The 26,085-nt window shown below is 66.0% G+C and carries 28 protein-coding genes; 10 read left to right on the forward strand and 18 right to left on the reverse strand.

Annotated elements, in window-relative coordinates:
* Positions 1-127 precede the first annotated feature (127 nt).
* The 4 genes from QX039_RS06355 to QX039_RS06370 form a co-directional block, all read right to left on the reverse strand.
* Entirely contained in the window at positions 128-1,207 is a 1,080-nt protein-coding gene (locus QX039_RS06355) for a BMP family ABC transporter substrate-binding protein (RefSeq protein ID WP_315738537.1), read from the reverse strand.
* An 81-nt stretch (positions 1,208-1,288) separates the two neighbouring features.
* A complete protein-coding gene (locus QX039_RS06360; protein WP_315738536.1) occupies positions 1,289-2,206 on the reverse strand; it encodes an ABC transporter permease in 918 nt (305 codons plus the stop codon).
* A complete protein-coding gene (locus QX039_RS06365; protein ID WP_315738535.1) occupies positions 2,193-3,284 on the reverse strand; it encodes an ABC transporter permease in 1,092 nt (363 codons plus the stop codon). The genes QX039_RS06360 and QX039_RS06365 overlap by 14 nt, the downstream gene beginning before the upstream one ends.
* The gene (locus QX039_RS06370; protein ID WP_315738534.1) at positions 3,268-4,833 is read right to left on the reverse strand and encodes an ABC transporter ATP-binding protein; all 1,566 of its coding nucleotides are present in this window, start codon (positions 4,831-4,833) and stop codon (positions 3,268-3,270) included. The genes QX039_RS06365 and QX039_RS06370 overlap by 17 nt, the downstream gene beginning before the upstream one ends.
* A gap of 568 nt (positions 4,834-5,401) precedes the next feature.
* Between QX039_RS06370 and QX039_RS06375 the strand changes: the two genes are divergently transcribed.
* On the forward strand, positions 5,402-6,523 hold the full coding sequence (locus QX039_RS06375; RefSeq protein WP_315738533.1) for a hypothetical protein: 1,122 nt from the start codon (positions 5,402-5,404) through the stop codon (positions 6,521-6,523).
* Positions 6,524-6,575: 52 nt separating this feature from the next.
* Here the strand turns inward: QX039_RS06375 and QX039_RS06380 are convergent, their stop codons facing one another.
* The 3 genes from QX039_RS06380 to QX039_RS06390 form a co-directional block, all read right to left on the reverse strand.
* Entirely contained in the window at positions 6,576-7,094 is a 519-nt protein-coding gene (locus tag QX039_RS06380; RefSeq protein WP_409998870.1) for a nucleoside deaminase, read from the reverse strand.
* Positions 7,095-7,365: 271 nt separating this feature from the next.
* Positions 7,366-8,502 carry an MFS transporter gene (locus QX039_RS06385; protein WP_315738532.1) on the reverse strand — a complete coding sequence of 379 codons (1,137 nt, stop codon included), beginning with the start codon at positions 8,500-8,502 and terminating at the stop codon, positions 7,366-7,368.
* A gap of 31 nt (positions 8,503-8,533) precedes the next feature.
* Positions 8,534-9,322, reverse strand: a complete 789-nt coding sequence (locus tag QX039_RS06390) for a DeoR/GlpR family DNA-binding transcription regulator (protein WP_315772019.1) — start codon at positions 9,320-9,322, stop codon at positions 8,534-8,536.
* A 107-nt stretch (positions 9,323-9,429) separates the two neighbouring features.
* Here QX039_RS06390 and QX039_RS06395 point away from each other — a divergent pair, with 107 nt between their 5' ends.
* The 6 genes from QX039_RS06395 to QX039_RS06420 all read left to right on the forward strand — a co-directional run bounded on the left by QX039_RS06395 (position 9,430) and on the right by QX039_RS06420 (position 12,579).
* On the forward strand, positions 9,430-10,362 hold the full coding sequence (locus QX039_RS06395; protein WP_315738530.1) for a 2-dehydro-3-deoxygalactonokinase: 933 nt from the start codon (positions 9,430-9,432) through the stop codon (positions 10,360-10,362).
* Position 10,363: 1 nt separating this feature from the next.
* Positions 10,364-11,005 (forward strand): 2-dehydro-3-deoxy-6-phosphogalactonate aldolase, encoded by a 642-nt coding sequence (locus QX039_RS06400; protein ID WP_315738529.1) that lies wholly within the window; start codon positions 10,364-10,366, stop codon positions 11,003-11,005.
* 95 nt (positions 11,006-11,100) lie between these two features.
* The gene (locus QX039_RS06405; protein WP_315772092.1) at positions 11,101-11,583 is read left to right on the forward strand and encodes a hypothetical protein; all 483 of its coding nucleotides are present in this window, start codon (positions 11,101-11,103) and stop codon (positions 11,581-11,583) included.
* On the forward strand, positions 11,472-11,735 hold the full coding sequence (locus QX039_RS06410) for a phosphatase PAP2 family protein (RefSeq protein WP_315738729.1): 264 nt from the start codon (positions 11,472-11,474) through the stop codon (positions 11,733-11,735). The genes QX039_RS06405 and QX039_RS06410 overlap by 112 nt, the downstream gene beginning before the upstream one ends.
* A complete protein-coding gene (locus QX039_RS06415) occupies positions 11,732-12,079 on the forward strand; it encodes a DUF3147 family protein (RefSeq protein ID WP_315738528.1) in 348 nt (115 codons plus the stop codon). The genes QX039_RS06410 and QX039_RS06415 overlap by 4 nt, the downstream gene beginning before the upstream one ends.
* Entirely contained in the window at positions 12,079-12,579 is a 501-nt protein-coding gene (locus QX039_RS06420; protein WP_315738527.1) for a DUF3147 family protein, read from the forward strand. Before QX039_RS06415 ends, QX039_RS06420 begins: the two co-directional genes overlap by 1 nt.
* Here the strand turns inward: QX039_RS06420 and QX039_RS06425 are convergent.
* Entirely contained in the window at positions 12,560-15,214 is a 2,655-nt protein-coding gene (locus QX039_RS06425) for a flavin-containing monooxygenase (protein WP_315772021.1), read from the reverse strand. The genes QX039_RS06420 and QX039_RS06425 overlap by 20 nt on opposite strands.
* Positions 15,215-15,503: 289 nt before the next feature.
* Between QX039_RS06425 and serA the strand changes: the two genes are divergently transcribed.
* Complete coding sequence (gene serA, locus QX039_RS06430) at positions 15,504-16,751, forward strand: phosphoglycerate dehydrogenase (RefSeq protein ID WP_315738525.1); 1,248 nt, start codon at positions 15,504-15,506, stop codon at positions 16,749-16,751.
* A gap of 21 nt (positions 16,752-16,772) precedes the next feature.
* Complete coding sequence (locus QX039_RS06435) at positions 16,773-17,252, forward strand: TOBE domain-containing protein (RefSeq protein WP_315738524.1); 480 nt, start codon at positions 16,773-16,775, stop codon at positions 17,250-17,252.
* Here QX039_RS06435 and QX039_RS06440 read toward each other — a convergent pair.
* From QX039_RS06440 to QX039_RS06475, 8 genes are all read right to left on the reverse strand, one after another.
* Entirely contained in the window at positions 17,161-17,583 is a 423-nt protein-coding gene (locus QX039_RS06440; protein ID WP_315738523.1) for a LysR family transcriptional regulator, read from the reverse strand. The two genes, QX039_RS06435 and QX039_RS06440, sit on opposite strands and share 92 nt — an antisense overlap.
* Positions 17,580-18,170, reverse strand: coding sequence for a DUF2478 domain-containing protein (locus QX039_RS06445; protein ID WP_315772023.1), 591 nt, complete (start codon positions 18,168-18,170; stop codon positions 17,580-17,582). The genes QX039_RS06440 and QX039_RS06445 overlap by 4 nt, the downstream gene beginning before the upstream one ends.
* Before the next feature lie 11 nt (positions 18,171-18,181).
* Entirely contained in the window at positions 18,182-19,042 is an 861-nt protein-coding gene (locus QX039_RS06450; RefSeq protein ID WP_315772025.1) for a xanthine dehydrogenase, read from the reverse strand.
* A 204-nt stretch (positions 19,043-19,246) separates the two neighbouring features.
* On the reverse strand, positions 19,247-20,344 hold the full coding sequence (gene modC, locus QX039_RS06455; RefSeq protein ID WP_315772027.1) for a molybdenum ABC transporter ATP-binding protein: 1,098 nt from the start codon (positions 20,342-20,344) through the stop codon (positions 19,247-19,249).
* Positions 20,341-21,030 (reverse strand): molybdate ABC transporter permease subunit, encoded by a 690-nt coding sequence (gene modB / locus QX039_RS06460; protein WP_315772029.1) that lies wholly within the window; start codon positions 21,028-21,030, stop codon positions 20,341-20,343. Before modB ends, modC begins: the two co-directional genes overlap by 4 nt.
* A 12-nt stretch (positions 21,031-21,042) precedes the next feature.
* A complete protein-coding gene (gene modA, locus QX039_RS06465; protein ID WP_315772031.1) occupies positions 21,043-21,810 on the reverse strand; it encodes a molybdate ABC transporter substrate-binding protein in 768 nt (255 codons plus the stop codon).
* Between the two features lie 258 nt (positions 21,811-22,068).
* Complete coding sequence (locus tag QX039_RS06470; RefSeq protein ID WP_315772032.1) at positions 22,069-23,634, reverse strand: amidase family protein; 1,566 nt, start codon at positions 23,632-23,634, stop codon at positions 22,069-22,071.
* A gap of 26 nt (positions 23,635-23,660) precedes the next feature.
* On the reverse strand, positions 23,661-25,079 hold the full coding sequence (locus QX039_RS06475) for a M20 family metallopeptidase (protein WP_315738516.1): 1,419 nt from the start codon (positions 25,077-25,079) through the stop codon (positions 23,661-23,663).
* A gap of 301 nt (positions 25,080-25,380) precedes the next feature.
* Between QX039_RS06475 and QX039_RS06480 the strand changes: the two genes are divergently transcribed.
* On the forward strand, positions 25,381-25,626 hold the full coding sequence (locus QX039_RS06480) for a hypothetical protein (protein ID WP_315738515.1): 246 nt from the start codon (positions 25,381-25,383) through the stop codon (positions 25,624-25,626).
* 6 nt (positions 25,627-25,632) lie between these two features.
* On the opposite strand, the gene QX039_RS06485 is transcribed toward QX039_RS06480, so the two are convergent.
* The gene (locus QX039_RS06485) at positions 25,633-25,821 is read right to left on the reverse strand and encodes a hypothetical protein (protein ID WP_315738514.1); all 189 of its coding nucleotides are present in this window, start codon (positions 25,819-25,821) and stop codon (positions 25,633-25,635) included.
* A 53-nt stretch (positions 25,822-25,874) separates the two neighbouring features.
* The gene (locus tag QX039_RS06490; protein WP_315738513.1) at positions 25,875-26,030 is read right to left on the reverse strand and encodes a hypothetical protein; all 156 of its coding nucleotides are present in this window, start codon (positions 26,028-26,030) and stop codon (positions 25,875-25,877) included.
* Positions 26,031-26,085: the final 55 nt, after the last annotated feature.

A 26,085-nucleotide genomic window follows, 5' to 3' on the forward strand; every position in this document is an offset into this window, starting at 1 on the left:
GTACCACACGATGCATTCGGGTAACGATCTACCTCATCATCCGTCGCAACAAAAGGTCCAACTCAAATGTGAGTACCGATCACCCTGCCGCAGCAGAGCTGCAGGGTGATCGGCAGCTCCAGCTTGATTACTTGCCCGGCACCTTGTCGTCGACGCCCTTGACGTAGAAGTTCATGCCGAGGATCTGGCCGTCGGCGAGATGGTCGCCGCCCTTGCACTCGATCTCCTTGCCGTCCTGGCCGAGCACGGGGCACTTGAACGGGTGCAGCTTGCCGGCGGTGATCGCCGCCTGGGTCTCCTCCGCCAGCTTCTTCACGTCATCGGGCATGTTGGTGTAGGGCGCCATCTCGAAGATCTTGGAATCGAGGCCGCCCCAGGTGTCCTCCGACTTCCAGGTGCCGTCGAGCTCGGCCTTGACGCGCGCGATGTAGTAGGGGCCCCAGGTGTCGAGGATCGAGGTGAGCTGCGCCTTGGGGCCGAACTTGATCATCTCGGAGTCCTGGCCGAAGGCGAGCTTGCCGCGCTCGGCTGCGATCTGCATCGCGGCCGGGCTGTCGGTGTGCTGCATGATGATGTCGGCGCCCTGGTCGATCAGCGCCTTGGCGGCGTCGGCTTCCTTGCCCGGGTCGAACCAGGTGTTGGCCCAGATGATCTTGACCTTGATGTTCGGGTTGACCGTCTGCGCGCCGATGATCGTGGCGTTGATGCCAGAGATAACCTCCGGGATCGGGAACGAGCCGATATAGCCGAGCACGCCGGCCTTCGATATCTTGCCGGCGATGATGCCCTGAATGTAGCGGCCCTGATACCAGCGCGCCGAATAGGTCGACATGTTCTTGTCGCGCTTGTAGCCAGTGGCGTGCTCGAAATGCACGTTGGGATATTTCTTGGCGACCTTCAGGGTCGGATCCATGTAGCCGAACGAGGTCGTGAAGATCAGCTTGTTGCCGGCGCGGACCAACTGCTCGATGGCGCGCTCGGAGTCGGGGCCTTCCGGCACATTCTCGAGATAGGTCGTCTCGATCTTGTCACCGAGCTCCTTCACTAGCGCCTGGCGCGCGAGCTCATGCTGATAGGTCCAGCCGAGGTCGCCGATCGGCCCGAGGTAGATGAAGCCGATCTTCAGCTTGTCGGCGGCGTGCGCCACGCCGGCGATGCTTCCCGCCAGCACCAACGCGGCGGCAGCCCCCAGAAGCCTTTTCATCATCGTCAATATCTCCAAACAGTCGGGGGGATACCTCGTGAGCCAGAGCGTCGCGCCCCATCGCTGGCGCTCCGGATGATTGCTTCAGCGATCCGGCACGAACACCGTCCCCAGCGCCGCCGGCGCGGTGGAGCCGCCGGTGCGGGCGCGCGACAGCAGCACCAGGACGATCACGGTGGCGAGGTACGGCAGCGCCGACATGAACTGCGAGGGGATGCCGACGCCGGCGCCTTGCGCATGCAGCTGCAGGATCGTCACCGCACCGAACAGATAGGCGCCGATGACGAGGCGGCCCGGCCGCCAGGATGCGAACACGACCAGCGCCAGCGCGATCCAGCCGCGCCCCGCGGTCATTCCAGGAATGAAGAACGGCGTGTAGGCGAGCGGCAGATAGGCGCCGGCAAGCCCGGCGCAGCCGCCGCCGAACAACACCGCGAGCAAACGGATGCGCAGCACGGGATAGCCGAGCGCGTGGGCGGAGACATGGTTGTCGCCGCAGGCGCGCAGCACCAGGCCGGCACGGGTGCGGTACAGGAACCACCAGACGGCGATGATCAAGGCGAGCGACAGATAGACGAACGCGTCCTCGCCGAACACGATACGGCCGACCAGCGGGATGTCGCTGAGGCCGGGGATGGAGAGGTGCGGCGCGGTGCTGATGCGCTCGCCGACGAAGCGCGCGCCGATCAGGCCGGACAGACCGATGCCGAGGATGGTCAGCGCGAGGCCCGTCGCCACCTGGTTCACGGCGAGGCCAAGGGTCATGAACGCGAAGATCAACGACATCAGCATGCCGGCGACGATGCCGCACAGCGCGCCGACGATGATCGAGCCGGACAGCCAGGCCCCACCGAAGCCGCAGGCCGCGCCGACGATCATCATGCCCTCGACGCCGAGATTGAGGACACCCGAGCGCTCGGTGACCAGCTCACCGGTGGCCGCCAGCAGCAGCGGCGTCGATGCGGCGAGCACCGACAGGATGATTGCTTCAACCAGCACCACTTTGCACCTGCCGCGCGGCCAAGACGAGCTTGAAACGGTAGAGGATGAGCGAATCGCAGGCGAGCACGTAGAACAGCAGGATGCCCTGGAACACCTTGGTGACATCGAGTGGAATCTTCATCGTGATCTGGGCCTGCTCGCCGCCAATGAACGTCAACGCGAGGAAAAGCCCTGCAATGAATATTCCAACCGGATTGAGCCTGCCGAGGAAGGCAACGATGATCGCGGTGAAGCCATAGCCGGGCGAGATGCCGGGCTGCAGATGTCCGATCGGTCCGGCCACCTCGATGATGCCGGCGAGGCCGGCGAGCGCGCCGGAAATCGCGAAGGTCAGCAGGACCAGTTGATTGGCGTTGAAGCCGCCAAAGCGGGCGGCGCGCGGCGCCACGCCGACGACGCGGATCTCGAACCCCTTGATGGTCCGGTCGAGCAGCACGAAGGCGGCCACAACGACGAGCAGCGTGATGATGCTTCCAAGATGCAGGCGTCCGCCTTCGATCAGCACCGGCACGGTCGCCACCGGATCGAACTCCGCCGTGGTCGGGAAGTTGAAGCCGGCCGGATCACGCCACGGACCACGGACGAGATAGTCGAGCAGGAGATCGGCGACGTAGACCAGCATCAGGCTGGTGAGGATCTCGCTGGCGCCGAACTTGACGCGACACAGCGCCGGGATCAGCGCATAGAGGGCGCCGGCCGCGGCACCTGCGACCAGCATCGCCGGCAGCACCCAGTGTCCCGCCTCGGTGCCCTGCGTCTTCACCGCGATCCAGCTGCCGGCTACGGCCCCGATCAGGAACTGGCCCTCGGCACCGATGTTCCAGGCGTTGGCGAGGTAGCACAGCGACAGGCCGATCGCGATCATCACCAGCGGCGTGGCCTTCACCGCGATCTCCTGCAGCGAATACCCGTCGGTGAGCGGCGCGATGAAGTAGACGCCGAGCGCAGTGATCGGGTTCTTACCGAGCACGGCGAACAGCACGCTCATGGTGACGAGCGTCAGCCCGATCGCGATCAGTGGCGAAACCAGCGCAATGATGCGCGAGCGCTCGGCGCGCTTCTCAAGCACGAGCTGCATGCGCGGCCTCCTTCTCGATGCTGGCGCCGCCCATCAACAGGCCGAGCTTTTCGCGCGTCGCCTCCGCGCGTGGCAGCGCCTTCGAAAGCTGCCCGTGAAACATCACGGCGATGCGGTCGGCGATCTCGATGAGTTCGTCGAGGTCCTGGCTGGTCACGAGGACGGCAGCGCCCGCGCTGGCGAGATCGATCAGCGCCTGGCGGATGATCGCGGCGGCGCCGGCGTCGACGCCCCAGGTCGGCTGGTTGACGACCAGCACCGCCGGCGTGCGCAGGATCTCGCGTCCGACGACGAACTTCTGCAGATTGCCGCCGGACAGGCTCGCCGCTTCCGGATCGCGCTTCGCCTTGCGGACATCGAATGTCTCGGTGGTGCGATCGACGGTCCGCAGCGTCGCTGCCGCGTTGATGAAGCCGTGCCGGACCATGTCGCTGGCCGCGTGTCCCGTCAGCAGCGCATTCTCCGATAGCTTCATCCGCGGGGCGGTGCCGTGCCCCAGCCGCTCCTCCGGCACGAAGGCGGCTCCCATCTTGCGGCGCTGGCTGATCGAGAGATTGCCGCAGGCGAGGCCCTCGATGATGATCGTGCCGGGCTCTTTGACGAGGCGTTCGCCGGACAGCGCAGCAAACAGCTCGTCCTGGCCGTTGCCGGCGACACCGGCGATGCCGAGGATCTCGCCGCCCTTCAGCTCGAAGGAAATGTTCTTGAGGCCCACGCCATGCAGCTCGCTGGGGGCGAGGGTGAGATCATTGACGACCAGGCGCGGCACGGTGGTGCGTCGCTCGGCCGGCGGCTTCACTTGCTTGATCTCGGTTCCCACCATCATGCGGGCCAGCGAGGCAGCCGTCTCCAGCTTCGGATTGCAGGTCGCGACCTTCCTGCCGCTGCGCAGGATGGTGGCGGTGTCGCACAGCCGCTTCACCTCCTCGAGCTTGTGGCTGATGTAGAGGATGGCGCGGCCTTCTGCTTTCAGTCGCTCCAGCACGACGAACAGCTGGTCGGCCTCCTGCGGCGTCAACACGGCGGTGGGCTCGTCCAGGATGAGGAATTTCGGACTCTGCATCAGCGCCCGCACGATCTCGATGCGCTGCCGCTCGCCGACCGACAAATGCCAGACCTCGCGCTTCGGATCGAGCGGCAGTCCGTAGTCGCGCGCGACGTCCGCGAGCCGCGCTGACATGGCCTTGAATGGCTCTTTGCCGTCGAGCCCGAGCGCCACGTTCTCAGCCACGGTGAGGTTGTCGAACAGGGAGAAATGCTGAAACACCATGCCGATGCCGAGAGATCGCGCCTCGGCCGGGCCGGACAGCTTGATGGGCACACCCTGCCAGCGCAACTCACCGGCGCTCGGCTGCACCAGTCCGTAGATCGTCTTCACCAGCGTCGACTTGCCGGCACCGTTTTCGCCAAGCAAGGCGTGAATCTCGCGTGGCCGGATCTCGATGTCGATCTTGTCGTTGGCAAGGAAGTCGCCATAGCGCTTGGTCAACCCGATCGTCTGCAGGAGCGGAGGCGTAGGGTTCGGATCGGCCGGCGCGGGTTCAGGCATTTGCTGCGTCGTGGGCAGGGGAACGAAGATGCCTCAATTGTGATCTAATTTGCCGCGGCGCGTAAGAGGCGAAAAGCGCCATCCTCTGCCCAACTCTTGTCCAAGCGCCCATCGCGCGGCGATCGGCGAATGCAGCGCGCCCTTGGTTGCAAGCAGCGTACGCTGCAATCAGCTGTGATCGATAAAGCTCTGTGGCACTTTTGAGACACTGGCCGGAAATCGATCCGCCGCGGCAAGCTGCACGTTGGATGAGCAGCGTCATCCAATACGCGTCAGGGGCGCGCTTGCGCCCAGGCTTGCTCGCGAAAGCGCGCGGAAGGCCACGCGGGGGCTTTCGGAAAAACTTCTGCAATGTGAAGCGGCAAGATCGGAATTTGGGAGCATCGCGGCCGCGGCCAATCGTCCCATGTTCAGGCCAGCATCTGCTGTCGTCGCCGCTGCAATACGGCGGAACCTTGATCAAACTGCGGGCAAGTCCTGGAGAAAGTTGAGGCTTCTCCAGCCGGTCGAACGGCGCAACTGTGCATGCAAGTCGGGAATCGGCGCTTGTCAACTGGGGGTGTTCTGAATGTCGTTACGTCAAACAATCGCGGCGGCCGTCGCGCTGGGCGCGGTAGCGCTTAGCTCAGTCGGTGTCGCAGGGGCTGCTGACCTGCCCGCCAAGGCGATCGCGAAGAAGGCTCCGGCCGAGGTGCCGTTCTTCCTCGTCGTCGATAATCGCGTCACCTACTCCTACATCTTCGATGCCAGCCAGCCTGGTGCATGGAGCGTCAACGGCAACGGCACGTTCAACGCCAAGACCGCCAAGCAGGTCTATTCGTTCACCCATTTCGACGTCTGGGGTTACGGCACCAACTTCTTCACGATCTCGCTGTTCAAGTCGGACCACAACGACCCGGCGGGGCCCTGCACGCAGACCGGCGGCATCGTCTCGCCCAACGCGGGCTTCGCGTTCACGCCGGCGAGCTGCGCCGGTGCGACCGAGATCTACGGCCTGTTCCGCTCGACCTTCGGCTGGAACCAGATCTTCAACACCAAGGCCTTCACGGTGGGGCCGCTGCAGAACATCTCGTTCGAAGTGGGCATGGATGCCAATACCGAGAACCGCTACTTCGGCGCGGCCAAGCGTGACGTCGTCGCCGGTCTGCAGTTCGCGTTCAACCTGCCTTACAAGGGCTACTTCAACGTCGCTCCCTTGATGTACTGGGAGTTCGCCAACCACAACTCGTTCTCGCAGTGCGGCGCCGGCTGGTCGAACCCCTGCATCTCCGACGGCAACACCTCGTTCAAGCCAACCTGGGCGGTCGAGACCAACTACTACATGGATCTCGGTTTCCTGCCTGAGAGCATGCAGTTCTTCTCGATCTCGGGTCGCGCCGGCTGGTACGGCAAGAAGGGCACCGATACCGAGCCGCTCCCGGCCAGCGTCGCGAACGGCGTCTATCCGACCAAGGTCGAGTTCAACTCCGAGCCGATCCGCCTGACCTTCGATGCGTCGAAGGCGATGTGGGGTGAGAAGCAGAGCCACATGATCGACGTCTGGGTGGCCTATCGCTACTGGCAGAACAAGTTCGGCCTCGACCACAACAACGCGGTCGGCTGTTCCGTCGCCGGTGGCGGCGGCACTCGCGTCGCCACGGGCGCTTGCACCGAGTCGTCGCTCTACTCGGGCGTGACCGTGAAGTTCTGATACGGATCGAAGCACTCGAAGAAGGCGCCGCGGCTCGGTCGCGGCGCCTGCTTCATTTGTCCCAGGCTCCTTCATGCAGCGCCGCGGCTTCCTCCTCCAACAAGGGGCCGACAATCTCGGTTGCGCGCTGGCCGCTCGCGAACACCTCGCGGCAGGGCAGGTCGAGCGTCGGGTTCTCCGGATGGTTGCCGGTAAGGTCGCGTAGCCGCCGCTCGCTGAGGCCGTAGACCACGCGTCCGATGCCGGCCCAGTAGATGGCGCCCGCGCACATCGCGCACGGCTCTGCCGACGAATACAGCGTAGCCACAGCTCTGATCTCAGGGGCAATCGACGTGCAGGCCTGCGTCGCGACCAGTCGCTCTGCATGCGCTGTGGCATCGCGCGCTGGCAGGTAGCCGTTTTCACTTTCGATCAGGACCCTGCCGTCAGCATCGACGAGAATGGCGGCGAACGGGTGATTGCCGTGTGACATCGAGCGGAGGGCGACAGAGAAGCTGTGGCGCAGGAAATGCGCGTCGCGCGCCTGTGTGTCGGCAAATCCGTCTTCGTCCGCAGGGGCCTCGCCATCGATCTCCACTAGACTGCTCCGCTGTCTGTCCGGCGATCCTGAGCCGTCCGGACGAGCTTCGCAAGGGAGGCGATGTCTGCAACCTGCGTTGCGGGGCGGCGCACGAAGCGGGGCAGGCGGGCAGGCTACGATGGCCGCGAACGCGGATTCCAGGATTGCCGTCTACGCAGCGCCGACGATGATGAGAATGAGAGTAACGATATTGGGTGCGCGTCCGATTCTGCTCTTGGCTGGGGCATGAGATGCGTATCAAAGCCAAGCACCGGGCTCGTTCCTAATTTGGCGCAGCTACGACGCGTGGTGCGCTCAGCAGCACAATGACGAGCAGTGCGGCCAACATCCAGAACGCGGCCGGCAGGCTGGTGGCCGCGGCGACGAAGCCGATGCCGGCGGGCCCAAGCAGTACGCCGGAGTAGCCGGCGGTGGTGACGGCGGCGACGGCCAGCCCGACCGGCATCGCTGTCTGCGCGCCGGCCCGGCGGAACAGCACTGGGACCAGGTTCGATGCACCCAAGCCGATCAGCGCGAAGCCGGCCATGGCAGCAACAATCCAGGGAACCGCGAGCAGCACGACGAAGCCGGTGATCGCGATGACGCTGCCCCCCAGCAACGTCGCGCGATCGCCGATCCGTGCAACCACGGCATCGCCGACGAGACGCCCGGCGGTCATTGCGATCGAGAACATGATGTAGCCCAGCCCGGCTTGCGCGGCCGGCAGGCGGTCCGACCCGGCAAGCAACAGCGCGCTCCAATCGAGCATCGCACCCTCGACCAGGAACATGATCGCGGCGAGCGCCGCCAGCAGCAGCACTGCGCCGTGAGGAAGCACGAGCAGAGGGCCCGATTGCGCCGGTTTGCTCGCTATCAGTCGTGGGGCAGCCACGGTCATCGCGGCCAGGGCGAGCGCACAGCAGGCGAGCGTGCCGAGCAGCGGCGCGACATCGAACGCGAGCAGCGCAGTCATGACGCCGGAGCCTGCGAAGCCGCCGATGCTGAACTGCGCGTGGAAGCCGGACATCAGCGGACGCTCGCTCAGCCGCTCGACGTCGATCGCCTGGATGTTCACGGCGACGTCGAGCGAGCCGAGCGCCGCGCCAAAGGCGAACAGCGCAAGCCCGAGCGTGGCTGGCGTTGAGGCGATCGTCAGCGGGGGCAGCAGCATGCTCAAGGCGATGCCGCTGACGATGACGACGGGCTTGCTGCCGTAGCGGGCGCTCAGGAGACCTGCCGCCAACATCGATGCGACCGAGCCCACGCCGAGCGAGAGCAGCAGCAGCCCGAGCGTCGCATCGTCGACCCCCAGTCGCTGCTTGGCGAACGGCACCAGCGGCGCCCAGCAGGCGATGCCGAAGCCGGCGACGAAAAAAGCCAGGCGTGTCGCGAGCCGCGCCGCGCGGTGATCCGAACTCATCTGGAAGATTCCTGAAACTCTGAAGGCGCCGTCATCCGGGCGGGGTGGCGGTCATGATGGTAGCTCCCGCCCGTCTGAGCAGGGCGAGTCGGGCCGCCGGCGCATCATGCTCGACGGTGAGCTGGCTGATCGTCTTGGCGCCGGCGATACGGTGGGGGGCTCGGGTCTCGAGCTTCTCGTTGGTGACCATTGCGACGCTTACGCGGCTCAGCGACAGCAGCGTTCGCTTGAACGTTGCGTCAGTCGGATCAACCGCGCTGATGCCGCCTTGCGCCGATACAGCGCAGGCGCCGATGAAGCAGCGGTCGATGTTCAAGCGCTGTACCTGCATGATGGCGTCGGCGTCGACACAGCCGCCGACTGCGGGGTGAACGGAGCCGCCGATCACGATCAACTGCAGGTCCTGCCGATGCAGCACGGTTGCGGCAATGTCGATGGCGTTGGTCGCGACGGTGAGATCGAAATCATCGGGCAGGACTTCAGCGAGGGCGAGATTGGTGCTGCCACTATCGAGGAAGAGAAACTCCCCACGCGCGATGCTGCGGGCGGCCGACCGGGCGAGCGCCAGCTTGCGTTCGCGATCTTGCCCGATACGCGCCGCCATCGGTGCCATGCCGCCGACGATGGGCAATGCGCCGCCATACACGCGGCGGCAGCGTCCTTCGGCGGCAAGCGCGCGAAGATCGCGCCGGATCGCATCCTCGGAGACGCCGAACTCGTCGGCGAGGGCGGTCGCGATGACCGCTTGCCCCGCAGAGAGGCGGCCGGCGATCTGGTCGCGGCGCGCCAGTGGAAGGTCTGACATGCCGCTTGTTACCATGCATCAACAAGAATAACAACGTGCATAATCGTGCATGATGCAATTTGTTGTTTGCGTGGCCCGCCCGGCGTGCCATTGCCAGATGTGGAAGTGTTCGGGAGCAGGATGTGACCGCCGTCTATTCGTCAGCAACGCCGGCCTTTGTCGCCGTCGACTGGGGAACCTCCAGTTTCCGTGCCTGGCTTATGGCCGGAGACGGGACGGAGCTTGCCGAGAGCCGTGGTGGCGAGGGCATGCTGCATTGCGCGACATCAGGCTTCGCGCCGGTGCTGCGCGATCATCTGGCGAAGCTTGGCGCACCGGCCGATGTTCCGGTGCTGATCTGCGGCATGGCCGGCGCGCGGCAAGGCTGGGTCGAGGCGCCGTATCTGCACACGCCCACCCGTCTGGATGCGCTGTATGCCGGAGCGATCAGTGTCGACGCCGACCGCGACGTCAGAATTCTGCCGGGACTGGCGCAGGTTCGCGCGGACCGGCCGGACGTGATGCGCGGCGAGGAAACCCAGCTGCTCGGAGTCACCGAGCCGGATTTCACTGGGATCGTCTGCATTCCGGGCACCCACAGCAAATGGATCCAGATCGATGCCGGCGTGGTGATCGACTTCGCCACCTACATGACCGGTGAGCTGTTCGCGGTGGTCTCTCAGCATAGCATCCTGATGCATGCCGTCGAACCGGAAGCCTCGACCGTCGAGCACGACACGGCGTTCCGCGAGAGCCTCGCGGCGGCGCTGGCCGCGCCGACGGCACTGACGAACGCGCTGTTCCGGCTGCGCGCGGCGCAGCTCCTCGGCTTCGAGCGGCGGTCCGATGGAACTGCAAGGCTCTCCGGGATTCTGATCGGCAGCGAAATCGCCGATGCGCGCGCGCGGTTCGGCGCCGAGCTTCCACTCCGGTTGATCGGAGCGGGCCGGCTCGGCCGCCTCTATGGCGAGGCGCTGGCCGCTGCTGGTTTCGACGTGAATGAATGCGATGCCGAACAGGCGTCACGCCGCGGCCTGCTCAAGGCCGCGCGGCAGATCTGGGGAGCGCGTTTCTGAAATGACACAGTCCGTCGCCTGGCCGCATGTGAAGCGGTCGCTCGTTGCGATCCTGCGCGGTATCAAACCCGACGAGTCCGAGGCCATCGTCGATGTCCTGATCGAAGCCGGTTTCGAGCTGATCGAGGTTCCTCTCAACTCGCCGGAACCGTTCGTCTCGATCGAGCGTCTGGCATCTCGGTTCGGCAAGGACTGCCTGATCGGCGCAGGAACGGTCGTCAATGCCGCGGATTGCGTGCGCGTTGCGGAGGCCGGCGGGCGCCTGATGGTCAGCCCGAACGTCGACGTCGAAGTGCTGGCGACGGCGCAGGCCTATGACATGGTGACCATGCCCGGGGTCTTCACGCCGACCGAGGCCTTTCTGGCTTTGCATTGCGGCGCCTCGGCCCTGAAATACTTTCCGGCGTCGGTGCTCGGTCCGTCGGGGATTGCAGCGCAACTTGCAGTCCTGCCGAAAGGCGTCGTGGTCGGCGCCGTCGGCGGTGTGTCGGACAAGACGCTCGCCTCCTACGTCGCCGTCGGCGTGTGCGCCTTCGGTCTCGGCTCGAGCCTGTACAAGCCGGGCATGAGCGCGAGCGATGTGCGGGAGACAGCTCGAGCCTCGGTCGAGGCGTATGACGAGGCTATTCGCGGTCAGGGCTGAGCTGGTAACTCGTGACAGTTTCGTGACTGTTCCCGAAACCCGTTGTGAGGGCTCGGCGTTGTAGGTGAACATATTGTTCGTCCTTCGCAAGTGCCATGATCCGCGCCATCGGGAAGAAGATCACACCGGCAATTTCGGTGCCCTTTCGCAAGCAAAGTTCCGCCACGGCCATCCACGTCGAGCCGACCAAGGCGGACCGCATCATTGCGGACGTAGCTGCACGAACCACGGAACCGTGGCTGCAAAAGCTCGCACGCGGCCTCGCGTGGGGGGCGGACGAGAAGGTGTGGTTGGCCCTGACATCGGTGGCTTGGCTGGTGACGCGCGGCCAAAGCAGCCGCGTTCGCGCGACGACCACTCATGCATTGCTGGTCACGGTTGCGGCTTCGGCTCTGCCGCATGCCTTGAAGGCCATCTTCGATCAGACCGGCCGGATCGCACCACCTTGCGCGGCCATCTCCACGGCGTGGCGCCGTCCGGCCATGCACAGGACGCCTTTCCCTCGGGACATGCGCTGCACATGGGTGCGCTCTACTCCGCCGCCGGTCCGCTGCCGGCACGCGCAAGGATTGCGGTGAGGAGTGCTGCCGTCGGGCTCAGCATCACGCGCGTGATGCTGCTTGCGCATTGGGCCAGCGACGTCGTTGTCGGATTCATGCTCGGCGCTGCCCTCGAGCGCAGCTTGCGCCCGTGGACCGGCTACGAACCACCGGGAGCAAGCCGGACATGACCGAATACATCATCCGCTTCCTGATCGGCGGCGTCATCGTTTCGGCATTCGCGATGATTGGCGACGGGCTGCGTCCGAAGAGCTTTGCCGGATTGTTCGGAGCCGCGCCCTCGGTTGCGCTGGCGACGCTTGGCATTGCGATCGTCACACATGACGCCGCCTACGCGGCGGTCCAGAGCCGTTCGATGATGTTCGGCGCCGTCGCGCTCTGTCTCTACAGCATGATCGTGTGCCAACTGCTGATGCGGCTGCATCTGCGCGCGTTGACTGCGAGCCTGCTCGCGACGGTCGTCTGGCTGGTGGCGGCGCTCGGACTCCAGGCGGTCTTCTCCGGAGGCGCGTGATGCTGATCCGCATCTCGCCCTCGGCGCTGAAGGACGGCAAGTGGCACGAATACGTCATCCGCTTCGCGCTGGGCGGCGCCGCGACAGTCGCCGCGGGGCTCATTGCCAAGGCCTTCGGTCCTGCGATCGGCGGCCTCTTCCTGGCATTGCCCGCCATCTTCTGCGCCAGCGTCACCCTGATCGAGGCGCACGAGATCAGGCGCAAGCGCCAACAGGGATTCTTCGGCGAGCGGCGCGGACGCGAAGCGGCTGCGCTCGACACCGTAGGCGCGGTGCTCGGCAGCCTCGGCATGCTGGCGTTCGCGGCCGTATTCTCCACGCTGGTTCAGCTAAGCGTCGCGACCGCCTTCGTCGCCGCAGCGACGGCGTGGCTCGTCGTCTCGGTGACAGCGTGGGCGATCCGACGCAAGCTGCGCGTCGCAGCAACGGCCCGCAAGGCTGCGGGCCGTTGCGATACTGCTCGGCCGCAGCCTCCGCTGGTCAGCTCGCGGCGGCGTTGATCTCCAGCGATTCGCCTTCTTCTGCAGACTGGGTGAACGCCTGCAGCGCCTCCGCCATCCGCATGCGGCCGCCGACGCCGGTGATGACGACGTCGACCATCATGAACGACGAATGGAAGTGGCCGTGCGCCTTGAGCTGTCCGACCGGCACGCCCGCGGCGGCGAGGGCTTCCGCATAGGCAATCCCCTCGTCGCGCAGCGGATCGAACTCGCAGGTGACGATGTAGGCCGGCGGCAGGCTCTGCAGCTTGCCCCGCAACGGCGATGCGCGCGGATCGGTGCGATCCGCCGGCGAGCAGTAGATGTCCCAGAACCAGTAGATCAGCGACCGCGTCAGGAAGTAGCCGGTCGCATTGTCCGTGTAGGACGGACGATCGAAGCTGCAGTCGGTGGCCGGGCACAGCAGCAGCTGGCCGCCGATATCAGGCCCGCCGCGATCTCGCGCGAGCTGGCAGGTGACCGCCGCGATGTTGCCGCCGGCGCTCCAGCCTGCCACCAGCACCGGTCCCTCGCGTCCGCCGAGCTCGGCGGCGTGGTCGGCCACCCAGCGCGTCGCCGCATAGCCGTCCTCAGCCGCCGCCGGGAAGCGGTGCTCGGGCGCATGGCGATAGTTCACGCTGACGAAAATCATGTTGGACCGGCGGCACATGTCGCGGCAGAACGGATCGTCCGACTGCTCGTCGCCGAGGACCCAGCCGCCGCCATGGAAGTACACCACGATCGGATGCGGGCCGGGCGTCGCCGGACGATAGAGCCGGTAGGCCAGGGGACCGTCAGCGCCCTGCAATGTGCCATCCTTGACTTCGCCAACGGGACGTCCAGGCGGCCTCGTCGCGTTGAACTGCGCGACGAATTCACGGGCGCCGGCCGCGCCCATCGATTCGATCGGCGGCAGGTTCATCTCGGCCAGCATGTTCAGCACCAGCCGGACATCCGGCTGCAGCCGCACGATCTCGCCGTCATTGCATTGGGACGCGCCGTTCGGACCTGACAGCTTGAAGCCGAGCATGCCGCGGCTGACGATCTCGTTGCAGATGCCGCGATAGGGGCCGACGCCGCCGGTGTAAGGCATCAGCGTCTGCGGCTTGCCCGGCACGTTGGCGCCGGTGTACCAGGTGTTGGCGAGCCGATGCAGCGTCACGGTCGCGCAGTCTGCCATGTGGCGGGCCCAGCCGGCCTGCGCGGTCTCCGTGGGCTCAATGGTGGTGAAGCCGTCCTCGCGAAGGGCGATGAGACGGTCGACCACCCAGTCGACATGCTGCTCGATCGAGACCGCCATGTTCGACAGCACTGACGGGCTGCCGGGACCGGTGATCAGGAACAGATTGGGAAAGTCCGCGACCGTGAGTCCGAGATAGGTTTGCGGTCCGTTGGCCCAGACATCCTCAAGTGATTTGCCGCCGCGCCCGGTGATCGGATGCACGGCGCGGATCGCACCGGTCATGGCGTCGAAGCCGGTCGCGAACACGATGACGTCGATGTCGAAGCTGCGCCTGTCGGTCTTGATGCCATCAGCGGTGATGGACGCGATCGGCTCCTGGCGCAGATTGACCAGCGTGACGTTGGGGCGATTGAACGTCTGATAGTAGTTGGTGTCGAGGCAGGGGCGTTTGGCGCCGAACGGATGGTCATGGGGCGTGAGCGCTGCGGCGGTCTCGGGATCCTTGACGATCTCGTGGATCTTCTCGCGGATGAGATCGGCGAGCAGCGCGTTGCCGTCGGGGTCGACGCCCTGGTCGGCCCAGAGCTGCGTCAGCATGCCGACGAGGTCGCCAGAGGCCCACAGCTTCTCGAAGCGCTCGCGGCGCTCGGCCTCGCTCATCTGCCAGCTGAACTCGGTGGCCGGCGGAATCGGCACGCCGGTCATCGACCAGCGCGCCTGCTGGCGCAGCCCGTTGCGATCCTCTGCAAGCTGCGCGGCGCGATCGGCCGGGAGCGGACCATTATGCGCAGGCAGTGCGAAGTTCGGCGTGCGCTGGAACACCGTGAGCTGCGCTGCCTGCTCGGCGATGAGCGGGATCGACTGGATGCCGGAGGAGCCGGTGCCGATCACGGCCACGCGCTTGCCGCGGAGGTCGACGCCGTCGTGCGGCCAGCGGCTGGTGAAGTAGATCTCGCCCTTGAAGTCGTGCACGCCGTCGATTTCCGGCGGCTTCGGCTGCGACAGGCAGCCGGTCGCCATGATGTAGTGGCGGCAGGAGACGGCGGGGCCCTTGTCGGTCGTCAGCAGCCAGCGCTCCTTGGCATCGTCCCAGGAGGCGCCGAGGACACGGGTGCCGAAGCGGATGTCGCGGCGCAGATCGTAGCGGTCGGCGACGAAGCCAAGATAGCGCAGGATCTCCGGCTGGGTGGCGTATTTCTCCGACCATTGCCAGGCCTTCTCGAGCTCGGGATCGAAGGTGTAGCTGTAGTCGACGGTCTGGATGTCGCAGCGCGCGCCGGGATACCGGTTCCAGTACCAGGTGCCGCCGACGTCGTTTGCGGTGTCCAGCGTCACGGTCGAGAAGCCCGCCTTGCGCAGGCGGTGCAGCAGGTAAAGCCCCGCAAATCCGGCACCCACGACGGCGACATCGACCGTCTGCGTTTCACCGGCCGACACCTCCGACGCGCGTGTCTCGACAACCCCGTCTGACATGCTGACCTCCCGATGATTTTGTGATTGGAAGAAAGGCTAGCTCTGCTCGCATGGTTTGTCAGCAGCCAAAACAGCGATCTCCGGTTGTTGCAGTGCAGGCCGTGCGGTGCGTCCGGTATGCCAGGCGCTGATTTTGCATCGCAGGCCAAAATGCCGGTGCGGAGTGGACAAGACCCTGGGAAAGCGACAGAAAGCGTTCCTGCCGCGTCGCATTCACCAAGTTTCAACGCATCGCGACTGTAACAACCGCTACACTACGCCACACCCACGACTGAATCAGGCCAGGCCCATGCCGCTATCGCTGCCCAAGCAAAAGATCCGCGTTCTGCTCCTTGAGGGCGTGAACGACTCGGCCGTCCGCATGTTCGAGGCCAACGGCTATACGGAAATCGAACGGCTGCCGAAGGCGCTCGGTTCGGCGGAGTTGAAGCGTATGCTGTCGGGCGTGCACATGCTGGGCATTCGCTCGCGCACGCATCTCACCGCCGACGTGCTGCAGGCCGCCGACCGGCTGATGGTGGTCGGCTGCTTCTCCGTCGGCACCAACCAGGTCGATCTCGATGCCGCGAAGCGGCTCGGCATCCCCGTGTTCAATGCGCCCTATTCGAACACCCGCAGCGTCGCCGAGCTGACGATCGCCGAAGTCGTGATGCTGATGCGCCGAATCTTCCCGCGCTCGGTGTCGGCGCATGCCGGCGGCTGGGACAAGTCGGCCAATGGCAGCCGAGAGGTGCGCGGCAAGACGCTCGGCATCATCGGCTATGGCAACATCGGCTCGCAGCTGTCGAACCTCGCCGAGGCCATGGGCATGCGGGTGATCTTCTTCGATCTCACCGACAAGCTCCGCCACGGCAACACCGAGCCGGTCGAGAGCCTTGATGAGCTGCTGGCGATGAGCGACGTCGTGTCGCTGCACGTGCCGGAGACGCCGGCGACCGCCAACATGATCGGCGAGCGCCAGATCCGTCACATGAAGGACGGGGCCTATCTGATCAACAATTCGCGCGGCACCGTGGTCGACATCGAAGCGCTGGCCAGCGCGCTGCGCGAGGGCAAGCTCGCCGGCGCCGCGGTCGACGTGTTCCCGGCGGAGCCGGCATCGAACGCCGATCCGTTCGTCTCGCCGCTGCAGGGCCTGCCCAACGTGATCCTGACCCCGCATGTCGGCGGCTCCACCGAGGAGGCGCAGGACCGAATTGGTGGCGAGGTCGCGCGCAAGCTGATCGACTATTCCGACGTCGGTTCGACTTTTGGCGCCGTCAACTTCCCGCAGGTACAATTGCCGGCGCGCCCGACCGGCACGCGCTTCATCCATGTCCACCGCAACGTGCCGGGCGTACTGCGCCAGGTCAACGAGGCGGTGGCGCGGCACAACATCAACATCCTCGCGCAATATCTTCAGACCGATCCCGAGGTCGGCTATGTCGTGCTCGAAACCGACGTGGTCGGCGGCGAGGGCGAGGCGCTGCTGTCGGAGCTGCGCGCGGTGGAAGGCACGATCCGCGTCCGCGTGCTGTATGATCACGACCGGCCTTGAGGCCGTGGAGGCTGCTGCGCGATGACCGGCCAGTCTGCATCGTCTTCAGCCTCGTCCGTCGTTCTCAGCACGACGGTTCCCGCGCGCGTGCTGCGCCATGATCCGCAATATGGCATGTCGACGCTGTTCTTTGCCGATGGCGAGCTGCGCGTGCCGATGGTGGACGCGGCGATCGACGCCGGCGTCTCGGTGACCATCGAGGCCCGCGACGTCTCGATCGCGCTGTCGCGGCCGATGGACGTGTCGATCACCAACCGGCTGCCGGGCCGGATCGAGCAGATCCTGCCGCTCGAGCCGCCCTACGTGCGCGTCACCTTCGATCTCGGCGCGACCAGGCTGCATGCGCTGGTGACGCTGGAGTCGGTCGAGCGGTTGGCGCTGGAGCCGGATCTGTCCGCCTGGGCGATGATCAAGAGCGTCGCGATCGGACCCGGCGCGGTTCGGCCTTCGGAGCTGCCTCGGCCGCGCCGCTGGCCCGCTTCTGATAGCGGGGATCCGTAGCCTTCTGCAGCTCGCCGAGCGCGGCGGCCGTTGCGGTGCGCGTGCGCCGCTCCATCGAGCGGTACAGCGCGATCAGCCGCTCGCCGAACGGCGTGATCTCCGCGCCGCCGCCCCGGCGCCCCGGATGAGTCTCGAACACCGGCGTCTCGAAGGTGCGGTTGAGCGCATCGACCATCAGCCAGCATTTGCGGTAGGAGATGCCGCTCGCGCGCGCGGCGCCGAGGATCGAGCGCTCCCTCCGGATGATATCGATCAGCAGCAGATCCTCCGGGCACAGGCTGCCGCCATTGCCGAAGTTGATGGTCAATGCGATTTGAGCTTCGCGCTTCATCCCATTCCGATCCGCTCGCGTTGAGAGCCAACCATGTCACGGGTGGCTCGCGATGTCACCCAGCGGCCGTACCGCGCCTCGATCCAGCCCGGTCGGCGCGCGATATCGGCGTCAATGTGCTCGGCGAACGCGCCGGCAAAGCGCGTCCACGCGTCCATCATCGCCGGTGAGACCGCCGTGATGACCGGGAGGCCGGCTGCGATGGCGGAGCCGAAGGCATCGGCAAGGCCACCTCCTGCCGCTTCCTGCTTGCCGAACTTGCTGAGGATCACGATGTCGGTGCCCCGCGAGATCGACTGCTGCACGGCGGCGCAGGCGAGCACGAGGCCCTCCGGGTCGAGATTGCAGGCCTGCGACTCCGGGCCGAGATCCTGAGAGATCGCGAACACGCGGCCATCGTCGAGGCTGCGCAGCATCATGGCCTTGCACGGCCTGGCCTTGTCGGCGCTGCTCTCGATCACGCCGGAGACACGCAGGCCATTCTCCGAGAGCCGCTTGGCGAAATCGCCGAGCATCTCCTGGATCACGCTGGACGCTGCGCCCTGCAGCGCCACGATCTGACAAGTCCCGACGTCAGCGACACCCATGGCAGTCCTCCTCATACGTTGGCGGAGACGCGGCCCGCCTTCCGACCGGTTTGCATGATCTGGTGAAGGGCCGCGACGACGCTCGCCGCGATAGCCTGTCCGCGCTCGTCCATGCCGGTCCAGGCGGCTTGACGGCCGCGCGGATCGATCTCGAGCAGCTTGACGTTGGCCGGCACGCGTACGCCGTCGCGGGCGATGCCGCGCAGCGCGCCGTCGAGCGGTGCGAGCACCGGCGTGCCGCCGAGCGAGCCGAGCTGCAGGCCCTTGTAGACCCGGGTGCCGATGTCGAGCGGGGTGTGCCAGACGGCCTCCTGGTCCGAATAGACGAAACGCTCGCGGCCGGCGCCGCCGAGATCGCGTGCCTTGCCGTCCGCATCGCGCGTCGTGCCATGGGCCAAGATCGTGCCGGTCTCGCGGGGATGAGTCTCGATCGCGACGTCGCAATTGTGCCCGATCGCGAAACGCGGCCCGATGCCGACGGCGATACCGGCGACGCCGCGCAGATCCGGCGTCACCAGATGCTTTTGCATGCGGGCGTCGACGATGACGGCCGGATAGCGGAAGGCGATGATGTCGGTCAGATGCATCCCGGTCACGGCGGCCTGGTCTGGCTCACGGTGAATCCGCACGACATCGGTGATGCTCTCGGCGCGGGAGCCGATCACGCCGTCGAGGTCGCGCATCTCGCCGAACAGGACATCATGGAAGGCCATGCCGCGCCGGATCACCGGCGGAAAGGCGTCATGGCATAGTACGACCGCGAAGCGGGCATGATTGAGCTTGGCCGCGACGGCGGAGGCGATCTCGTTGGTGCCCAGCACCAGCGCAAGCGGCTTGGGCGCGTTCGGATGCCAGGTGACGGCGGCTTTCATGCTGATGACCTCTTGTTGCGAGATCCAGGTAGCAAGCACCGGGCCAGACGATGTCCTGCCGCTCAACTCGTTCATTGCATTGACGAAATCAAAGCGCCTGTCGCTTTGTCTCATCCGAAGTTGTATTGTTTACGATATAACATGAGGGGGGCTATTGTCACGTATGCAACATCGCGCGATGTTGCCGAATGCCAGGTGTTGGATTCAGGCGATAGGCTCTTCGCGGCGGACGAGCGCGACACCCTTGACCTGGGCATAGACCGCAAGCCCCGCCCGCAGGCCGAGCTCGTTCCACGAGCGCTGGGTGACACGCGTCAGCAGCCGCGCGCCGTGACCATCCTCGCCGAGTCCGAGCAAGGCCGTGACGCGGTGGTCCGACTGGCTGCGGATCTCGAGTATTCTGGCGCGGAGCACGTTGACGATGGTGCTGCGGCTCGGCGTTTCCAGCGCGAGACTGACGTCGTCAGCGAGCACGCGCAGGCGGCGGCGCGCGCCCGGCGTGAGGGGCTCGGCCGGGAGCAGGAACTGGCCGCCGGGGACTTCGAGTGTCGCCATGCCATCGGCCGTATCCTGGGCGGTGACGGTGGCGTCGAGGCTCACGGCGGCGTCGCGCGACAGCGCGAGCGGCAGCGACAGGTCGGCCTGCAGCACGGACAAGGGGCCCGAAGCCAGGACCGCGCCATTGCGCATCAGCACCAGCTGATCGGCAAGCCGCTCGACCTCAGCGAGGTCGTGGCTGATATAGAGGATCGGCAGGTCGAGGGCGGCGTGCAGCCGCTCCAGATACGGCAGGATCTCATCCTTGGTCATCTGGTCGAGCGCCGACAGCGGCTCGTCCATCAGCAGCAGCTTCGGTTGGCTGAGCAGCGCGCGGCCGATCGCGACGCGCTGCCGCTCGCCGCCGGACAGGTGGCGCGGCGAGCGGTCGAGCAGCCGTCCAAGGACGAGCAGCGCGACGACCTCGTCGAAGCCGATCGCGGCCGCGCTGCTCGAGCCAGGATGGCCGTACATCAGGTTGCGGCGGACCGAGAGGTGCGGAAACAGATTGGCTTCCTGGAAGACGTAGCCGATCGGACGCTGATGCACGGGACGAAAATGCTTTTCGTCCTGCCAGACCTCGCCGGCGACGGAGCATAGCCCGCCGGCGAGATGGTTGAGGCCGGCAATGCAGCGCATGACCGCCGTCTTGCCGCAACCGGACGGACCGAAGATCGCGGTCACGCCGCGCGCCGGAACCTCGAAGCGCGCGTTCAGCTCGAAGCGACCGAGCGTGCCGTGGAAATTGACCCTGACCGTGCTCATGACGTGCTGCGCGTCATCTTCTTCTCGATCAGCATCATCGTCAGAATGACGCAGAACGAGAACACGACCATGCCGAGCGCCAGCACGGAGGCCTCGGTCCATTGCGAGGTCTCGACATAGTCGTAGATCGCAACCGAGAGCACCTTGGTCTTGCCGGGAATGTTGCCGCCGATCATCAGCACGACGCCGAACTCACCGACGGTATGGGCGAAGCCGAGGATGGCGCCGGTGAGAAATCCGGGGCTCGCCAGCGGCACCGCGATGGTCCAGAACACGCGCCAGGGTGAGGCGCGCAGAGTGGCGGCCGCTTCCAGCGGCTTTTCGCCCATGGCCTCGAAGGCGTTGCGGATCGGCTGGACGACGAACGGCATCGAGAACAGGACCGAGCCGATCACCAGGCCCGGAAAAGTGAAGGCCAGCGTGCGCGCCCCCCAGAGCGAAGCCAGAGCGCCGCCCGGACCGCTGGGGCCGAGCACGACCAGCAGGTAGAATCCGAGAACCGTCGGCGGCAGCACCAGTGGGATCGCCACCAGTGCCGCGACCGCCTCCTTCCACCACGCCCGCGACCGCGCCAGCCACCATGCGATCGGCGTGCCCACGATCATCAGGACGATCGTCGCGAGCGCTGCCAGTTCGAGCGTCAGCCGGATCGGTTGCCAGATATCGGCGGAGACGTGGAGGTTCATGAATCCTAATGCTCAGGTGCCCGACTTCGGATCCAGAGCATAGCCGAACTTTTCGATGACCGCACGGGCTGCCGGGGTCTTGAGGAAGGCCAGGAATGCGGTGGCGGCCTCGTTGCCGGCGGACGCCTTCAGCAGCACGGCATCCTGGCGGATCTCGCCGTAGAGATTCTGCGGCACCAGCCAGCGCGAGCCGCCGGCGTTCGGCATCAGCTGCGACAGCGCGACGAAGCCGAGCTCGGCATTGCCGGTGTCGACGAATTGGTACGCCTGCGAGATCGTGTTGCCCTGGACGATCTTGGGCTGGATCGTCTCATAGAGCTTCAGCGCCTTCAGCGTCTCGACCGCGGCGGCGCCATAGGGCGCCGCGGTGGGATTGGCGATCGACAGCTTGTTGAACGCGTTCGCCTTCAGCGTTTCCTCGCCTTTCACCGCGTTGGGGTCCTTGCTCCACAGCACGAGCTTGCCGATGGCGTAGGTGAAACGGCTCCCGGCGACGCCGAGGCCCTCGTCGACCAGCTTCTTCGGCCGTTCGTCGTCGGCGGAGAGCAGGATCGCGAACGGCGCGTTCTCCTTGATCTGGGTGTAGAACTGTCCGGACGCGCCGAAGCTCATCACCAGTTCGTGCCCGGTCTTGGCCTTGAACAGCGCCGCGATCTCCTTGGCGGGCTCGGTGAAGTTGGCGGCCACGGCGACGTTGGCGCTGCCGGCGAACGCAGTCGCGCAGGTCAGAAGAATGGCCGCCGCGCACAGAGCGGCGGTGAGGGAGCGTGTCGATCTCATCGCATTGTCCTTGTTCATATCCACCGAGGCGGGTTCGTTTCGGTGAATTGCAAGTCCCGTTCCGACGCATGGGCCGGTGCCGACGCCAAGCTATATCCATTCGTATACATCAAAATAGACAGGTCGGCCAGTTCCCGTCAACCCGAGGCGATCTCGAGCGAACGCGATGCGCGTCAGTGTTCGACTTTCGACAATCGATGCCGGGCAGTGTCGGAAACATGACGGCCCGAGGACCTCGATCCTCGGGCCGCAGCGGGACTAAACCATCCGTTCCCAGAGCTGCCGCACCAGCATTCCTGCACGCTTCTCGATTGCTGCGGCGGCATCGAGCGCGAGGTCCTCGCGATAGCGGCCGGCGATCAGCTGCACGCCGATGGGCTGGCCGTCGTGGACCGTGACCGGCACGACGGCGCCGGGCAGGCCGAGCACGTTGATCGCCGAGATGAAGCGGATCTCGTCGAAGAAGATCTCGCGCACACGCTCGGGGCTGATGGTGTCGTCGCGCGGACCGGGCGTCGGCTTGACCGTGGTCGGCGCCAGCACGATCGGGTAGTCCTCGAAGAACAGCTGCCAGGCACGGATATGCGTCGAGCGCTGCGCCGTCGCGTTCATCCAGCCGGCGAGGTCGAGCATCTCGGCCTTGGCGCGCATCCCGCCCCAGGCCTTGTGGAAATCCTCCGACGTCACGGCCAGCATCTTGGCTTCCTGCATCACCACCACCTCGTTGGTGATGATGTCGCACCAGGTTTGCCAGACGCCGGAGATGTCGGGGACCTCGACCTCGCTGACCCGGTAGCCCGACCGCTCCAGATGATCCGCTGCCTGCCGCAGCGCCGCGTGCACGGACGGATCGACGTCCATGTCGTCAGGGATCTTGGCGAGCGCGACCTTGACCGGCCGCTTGGGCTCCACGCCTTCCAGTGGCGCTGGCACCCACCACGGATCGCGCGGATCGCGCCGGCTCATCACCTCCAGCGCCAGCCGGACGTCGGCGACGCTCCGCGCCAGCGGCCCCTGCGACGACATGAGATGTGCGAGCATCGGCCGCTCGGCAGCAGCGCTCTCGTTGTAGGCGGGGATGCGGCCCTGCGTCGGCTTGATGGTCACGACGCCATTGCAATGCGCCGGCCAGCGCAGCGACCCACCGATGTCGTTGCCATGCGCGATGGTGCCGATGCCCGCCGCGACCGCGGCTCCGGCGCCGCCCGACGAGCCGCCGCAGGTGATCTCTGGATCCCACGGGTTCAAGGTCAGCCCGTGCAGCGGGTTGTCGGTGAAGCCGCGGAACGAGAATTCCGGCGTGTTGGTGAGGCCGAGCACGATCGCGCCGGCCTGCTTCAGGTTGCGCACGACCGGCGCGTCCGACGGCGCGATGATCCCCATCTGCGATGGAACGCCGTTGGGATTCGGCCGCCCCTCGTAGTCGACGTTCTCCTTGATCGTGACCGGCACGCCATGCAGCAGGCCGCTCTTGTCGCGCGCCTTGTCGGCCGCACGCGCAGCCTTCAGGGCGTCTTCGGAGAGATCGACGACGACGGCATTGAGCTTCGGATTGACCTCATGCATGCGCGCGAGATGCGCCTCGGTCACTTCGACCGAGGAGACCGCGCCGGCGCGGATCGCAGCTGCCGTGTCGACCGCCGACCACTGCCAGACCGGTCCTTTCGGCAGCCGCGGTCTTGGCGCGGCTGCCTTCGCTTGTGGCCTGTGCTGCGGCTTGGCCTCCACGGGCTTCTTGTTGGCCGTGGCGGTCACGGCCGCGCGCTTCGGAGCAGGCTTGGCGGTCTTCGCCGCCGGCTTCTTCTTTGTTGCCGTTTTCGCCATTGTGTTCCCCCCCCAAGGTTGACGTTTCAGGCGATCGACATCATCAGCGGAGGCTCCACTTCGGCAGGCAGCGGGCTGACATAAGGTGTGCGCATCGTCCGCTTTTTCAGGTCGGCCTTGGCAGCTGCAATCAAGGCGGGTTCGTTGAGCGCCTTGATGCCCAGGCCGGCCATGGCCTTGGCAGCCTGCACCATGGCCTTGTGCGCGGCTGGCGTCTTGCCTTGCGCGACGACCTGCCAGGTGTGGAACGGCGTGCCGATCGCTACCGTCGGTGCATGCACCTGCACCGTCGGCACCACCCAGCTGACGTCGCCGACGTCGGTCGAGCCGATCTGCGGATTGCGCTTGGCATTGAGCGGCACCAGGAAGTCGGCCAGCGGCTTGTCGGTCGGGTCCAAGCCGATGCTGTAATAGACCGAGGCAATGTCCTTGTCGGTCAGGGTCGCCTGGATCTGTCCGGCGAAATCCTTGTCGGTCGCGTCGAAATGCGGCGGGCCGAGCTCCTCCATGATCCCATACAGCGCCTCTTCGAGCGGCGTGTTGGGCAGGATGTTGGAGACCGCGGAGATGATCTTCATCTCCACCTTGGTCTCGGTCATCAGCGCCGCACCTTGTGCGATCTTGTGCACACGCTCGACCAGCTCGTTCATGCCGGGCAGGTCTCGGGCACGGATCGAGTAGCGCACCCGTGCATGCGCCTGCACGACGTTGGGCGCGATGCCGCCGGTGTCCAGCAGCGCGTAGTGCACGCGGGCGTCGCTCGGCATGTGCTCGCGCATGTAGTTGACGCCGACATTCATCAGCTCGACCGCGTCGAGCGCGCTGCGGCCGAGATGGGGCGAGGCGGCCGCATGCGAGGTGCGTCCGGTGAAGATGAAGTCCGCGCGCGTGTTGGCGAGAGAGGGCGTCATCACCACTTCCCAGAAGCTCGACGGATGCCAGGTGATCGCGATGTCGGCATCCTCGAACACGCCCGAGCGCACCATGAAGGCTTTTGCGGCGCCGCCTTCCTCGGCCGGGCAGCCATAGTAGCGCACGCGACCGGGAACCTTGTTGGCGGCGAGCCAGTCCTTCACGGCGGTGGCCGCGAGCAGCGCCGCCGAGCCCAGGAGATTATGGCCGCAGCCGTGGCCATGGCCGCCGGTCTCGACCGGACGGTGCTCCGCAACGCCGGCCTCCTGGCTGAGGCCGGGCAGGGCGTCGTATTCGCCCATGAAGGCGATGATCGGGCCGCCTTCGCCCCATTCCCCCATCAGCGCGGTCGGGATGCCCGCGACCTTCTCGGTGATGCGAAAACCCTGGTGCTTCAACTCGGCGAGGTGTTCGGCGGACGAGCGGGCCTCAGTGTAGCAGACCTCGGGCATGCTCCACACCCGGTCGCTGAGCTCGATGAAACGGGTCTTGATCGCGTCGACGCCGCGCCAGATCTCGCTGCGGTTGTCCATCTCCGGTCCTTGTCCTTTGCTGCCGATGGGAAGCCGATAGAGGTATCAGCTAAGTTCCCGGGCGCCTAGCGATCCCGGGCGGGAGCAGCCATGCGGCATGCACCAGGCCGAGGGCGAGCGCGTCATCCTTTGAGCAGATGATGCCGCGATTGGATGCAGCGCGGTGATTGCGGCAGCGCAAGGTCAGGCGAAGCGACGACCCGTTCTCACATTTCGGAACTATCGCCGTGCGCCATTACCGGGATTGCCGAGGAACGATCGCGGGCGGGCTTGGTTCTCGCCGCCAGGAGCACGATCGCCAATGCGTGCAGGACCGATCGCGATCACCGTCGCATTGCTGCTGATTCTCGCAGCCGCCATCGTCTTCGCCTATCAGGGGCTGACCCTGCCGGGCGATCCGATGCCGCGAGAAGGATGGATCGCGCTCACGCTCGGCGTGGTGTTTTCGCTCATCGTGGGAATTGGGCTGATGGTGCTGTTGTTCTACAGCAGCCGCAAGGGTTACGACGAGCCGTCACAGTTCCGGGCTGATGATCATCCCGACTGAGACCGCTCAAGCTGGACGCGGCGGATGTTGCGTACGCGGATGCCGGTCGTGAAGCAGCTTGGCGAGCTCGTGCCTCAGATCGTCGTGACCGCGCATCGCCGTCTCGAACAGCGCCTCCTGGATGTCGCGCGGCATGTCGCCCCAGACGCCGATGGCGGCGTTTCCGAGCAGCTCTGCGAATCGCTTGTCGTCCATGCGGCACCTCCGCACGATCTGACGTGCGAGGACGGCAAAGGTTCCAGGCGAGGTTATTGCGTGGTGAACAGGACCAAGGCGATCGCGACGGAGAGCGCGACCGCGGACACCGTCCCCGTGGTCGACAGCACGCCCATGCGCCACAGCGCGCCGGCAAAAACGATGATGATCGGCGTCGCGGTGAGGAGGCCGAGCTGCGCTTCGGTCATGGGATCTGCTCCTGACGATGCCGGCTCTTAGCGTGCCTCGCGGGTCCGCTGTTTG

It is taken from the genome of Bradyrhizobium sp. SZCCHNR1043 (assembly GCF_032489675.1).
In the GTDB taxonomy this organism is placed as follows: Bacteria; Pseudomonadota; Alphaproteobacteria; order Rhizobiales; family Xanthobacteraceae; genus Bradyrhizobium.

Excerpts from the sequence above, each read along its gene's own strand:
- QX039_RS06355 (WP_315738537.1), bottom strand. The coding sequence starts at position 1,207 with ATGATGAAAAGGCTTCTGGGGGCTGCCGCCGCGTTGGTGCTGGCGGGA.
- QX039_RS06365 (WP_315738535.1), bottom strand. The coding sequence starts at position 3,284 with ATGCAGCTCGTGCTTGAGAAGCGCGCCGAGCGCTCGCGCATCATTGCG.
- QX039_RS06370 (WP_315738534.1), bottom strand. The coding sequence starts at position 4,833 with ATGCCTGAACCCGCGCCGGCCGATCCGAACCCTACGCCTCCGCTCCTG.
- QX039_RS06375 (WP_315738533.1), top strand. The coding sequence starts at position 5,402 with ATGTCGTTACGTCAAACAATCGCGGCGGCCGTCGCGCTGGGCGCGGTA.
- QX039_RS06385 (WP_315738532.1), bottom strand. The coding sequence starts at position 8,502 with ATGAGTTCGGATCACCGCGCGGCGCGGCTCGCGACACGCCTGGCTTTT.
- QX039_RS06390 (WP_315772019.1), bottom strand. The coding sequence starts at position 9,322 with ATGGTAACAAGCGGCATGTCAGACCTTCCACTGGCGCGCCGCGACCAG.
- QX039_RS06400 (WP_315738529.1), top strand. The coding sequence starts at position 10,364 with ATGACACAGTCCGTCGCCTGGCCGCATGTGAAGCGGTCGCTCGTTGCG.
- QX039_RS06405 (WP_315772092.1), top strand. The coding sequence starts at position 11,101 with ATGATCCGCGCCATCGGGAAGAAGATCACACCGGCAATTTCGGTGCCC.
- QX039_RS06415 (WP_315738528.1), top strand. The coding sequence starts at position 11,732 with ATGACCGAATACATCATCCGCTTCCTGATCGGCGGCGTCATCGTTTCG.
- QX039_RS06420 (WP_315738527.1), top strand. The coding sequence starts at position 12,079 with ATGCTGATCCGCATCTCGCCCTCGGCGCTGAAGGACGGCAAGTGGCAC.
- QX039_RS06425 (WP_315772021.1), bottom strand. The coding sequence starts at position 15,214 with ATGTCAGACGGGGTTGTCGAGACACGCGCGTCGGAGGTGTCGGCCGGT.
- serA (WP_315738525.1), top strand. The coding sequence starts at position 15,504 with ATGCCGCTATCGCTGCCCAAGCAAAAGATCCGCGTTCTGCTCCTTGAG.
- QX039_RS06435 (WP_315738524.1), top strand. The coding sequence starts at position 16,773 with ATGACCGGCCAGTCTGCATCGTCTTCAGCCTCGTCCGTCGTTCTCAGC.
- QX039_RS06440 (WP_315738523.1), bottom strand. The coding sequence starts at position 17,583 with ATGAAGCGCGAAGCTCAAATCGCATTGACCATCAACTTCGGCAATGGC.
- QX039_RS06445 (WP_315772023.1), bottom strand. The coding sequence starts at position 18,170 with ATGGGTGTCGCTGACGTCGGGACTTGTCAGATCGTGGCGCTGCAGGGC.
- QX039_RS06450 (WP_315772025.1), bottom strand. The coding sequence starts at position 19,042 with ATGAAAGCCGCCGTCACCTGGCATCCGAACGCGCCCAAGCCGCTTGCG.
- modC (WP_315772027.1), bottom strand. The coding sequence starts at position 20,344 with ATGAGCACGGTCAGGGTCAATTTCCACGGCACGCTCGGTCGCTTCGAG.
- modB (WP_315772029.1), bottom strand. The coding sequence starts at position 21,030 with ATGAACCTCCACGTCTCCGCCGATATCTGGCAACCGATCCGGCTGACG.
- modA (WP_315772031.1), bottom strand. The coding sequence starts at position 21,810 with ATGAGATCGACACGCTCCCTCACCGCCGCTCTGTGCGCGGCGGCCATT.
- QX039_RS06470 (WP_315772032.1), bottom strand. The coding sequence starts at position 23,634 with ATGGCGAAAACGGCAACAAAGAAGAAGCCGGCGGCGAAGACCGCCAAG.
- QX039_RS06475 (WP_315738516.1), bottom strand. The coding sequence starts at position 25,079 with ATGGACAACCGCAGCGAGATCTGGCGCGGCGTCGACGCGATCAAGACC.
- QX039_RS06480 (WP_315738515.1), top strand. The coding sequence starts at position 25,381 with ATGCGTGCAGGACCGATCGCGATCACCGTCGCATTGCTGCTGATTCTC.
- QX039_RS06485 (WP_315738514.1), bottom strand. The coding sequence starts at position 25,821 with ATGGACGACAAGCGATTCGCAGAGCTGCTCGGAAACGCCGCCATCGGC.
- QX039_RS06490 (WP_315738513.1), bottom strand. The coding sequence starts at position 26,030 with ATGACCGAAGCGCAGCTCGGCCTCCTCACCGCGACGCCGATCATCATC.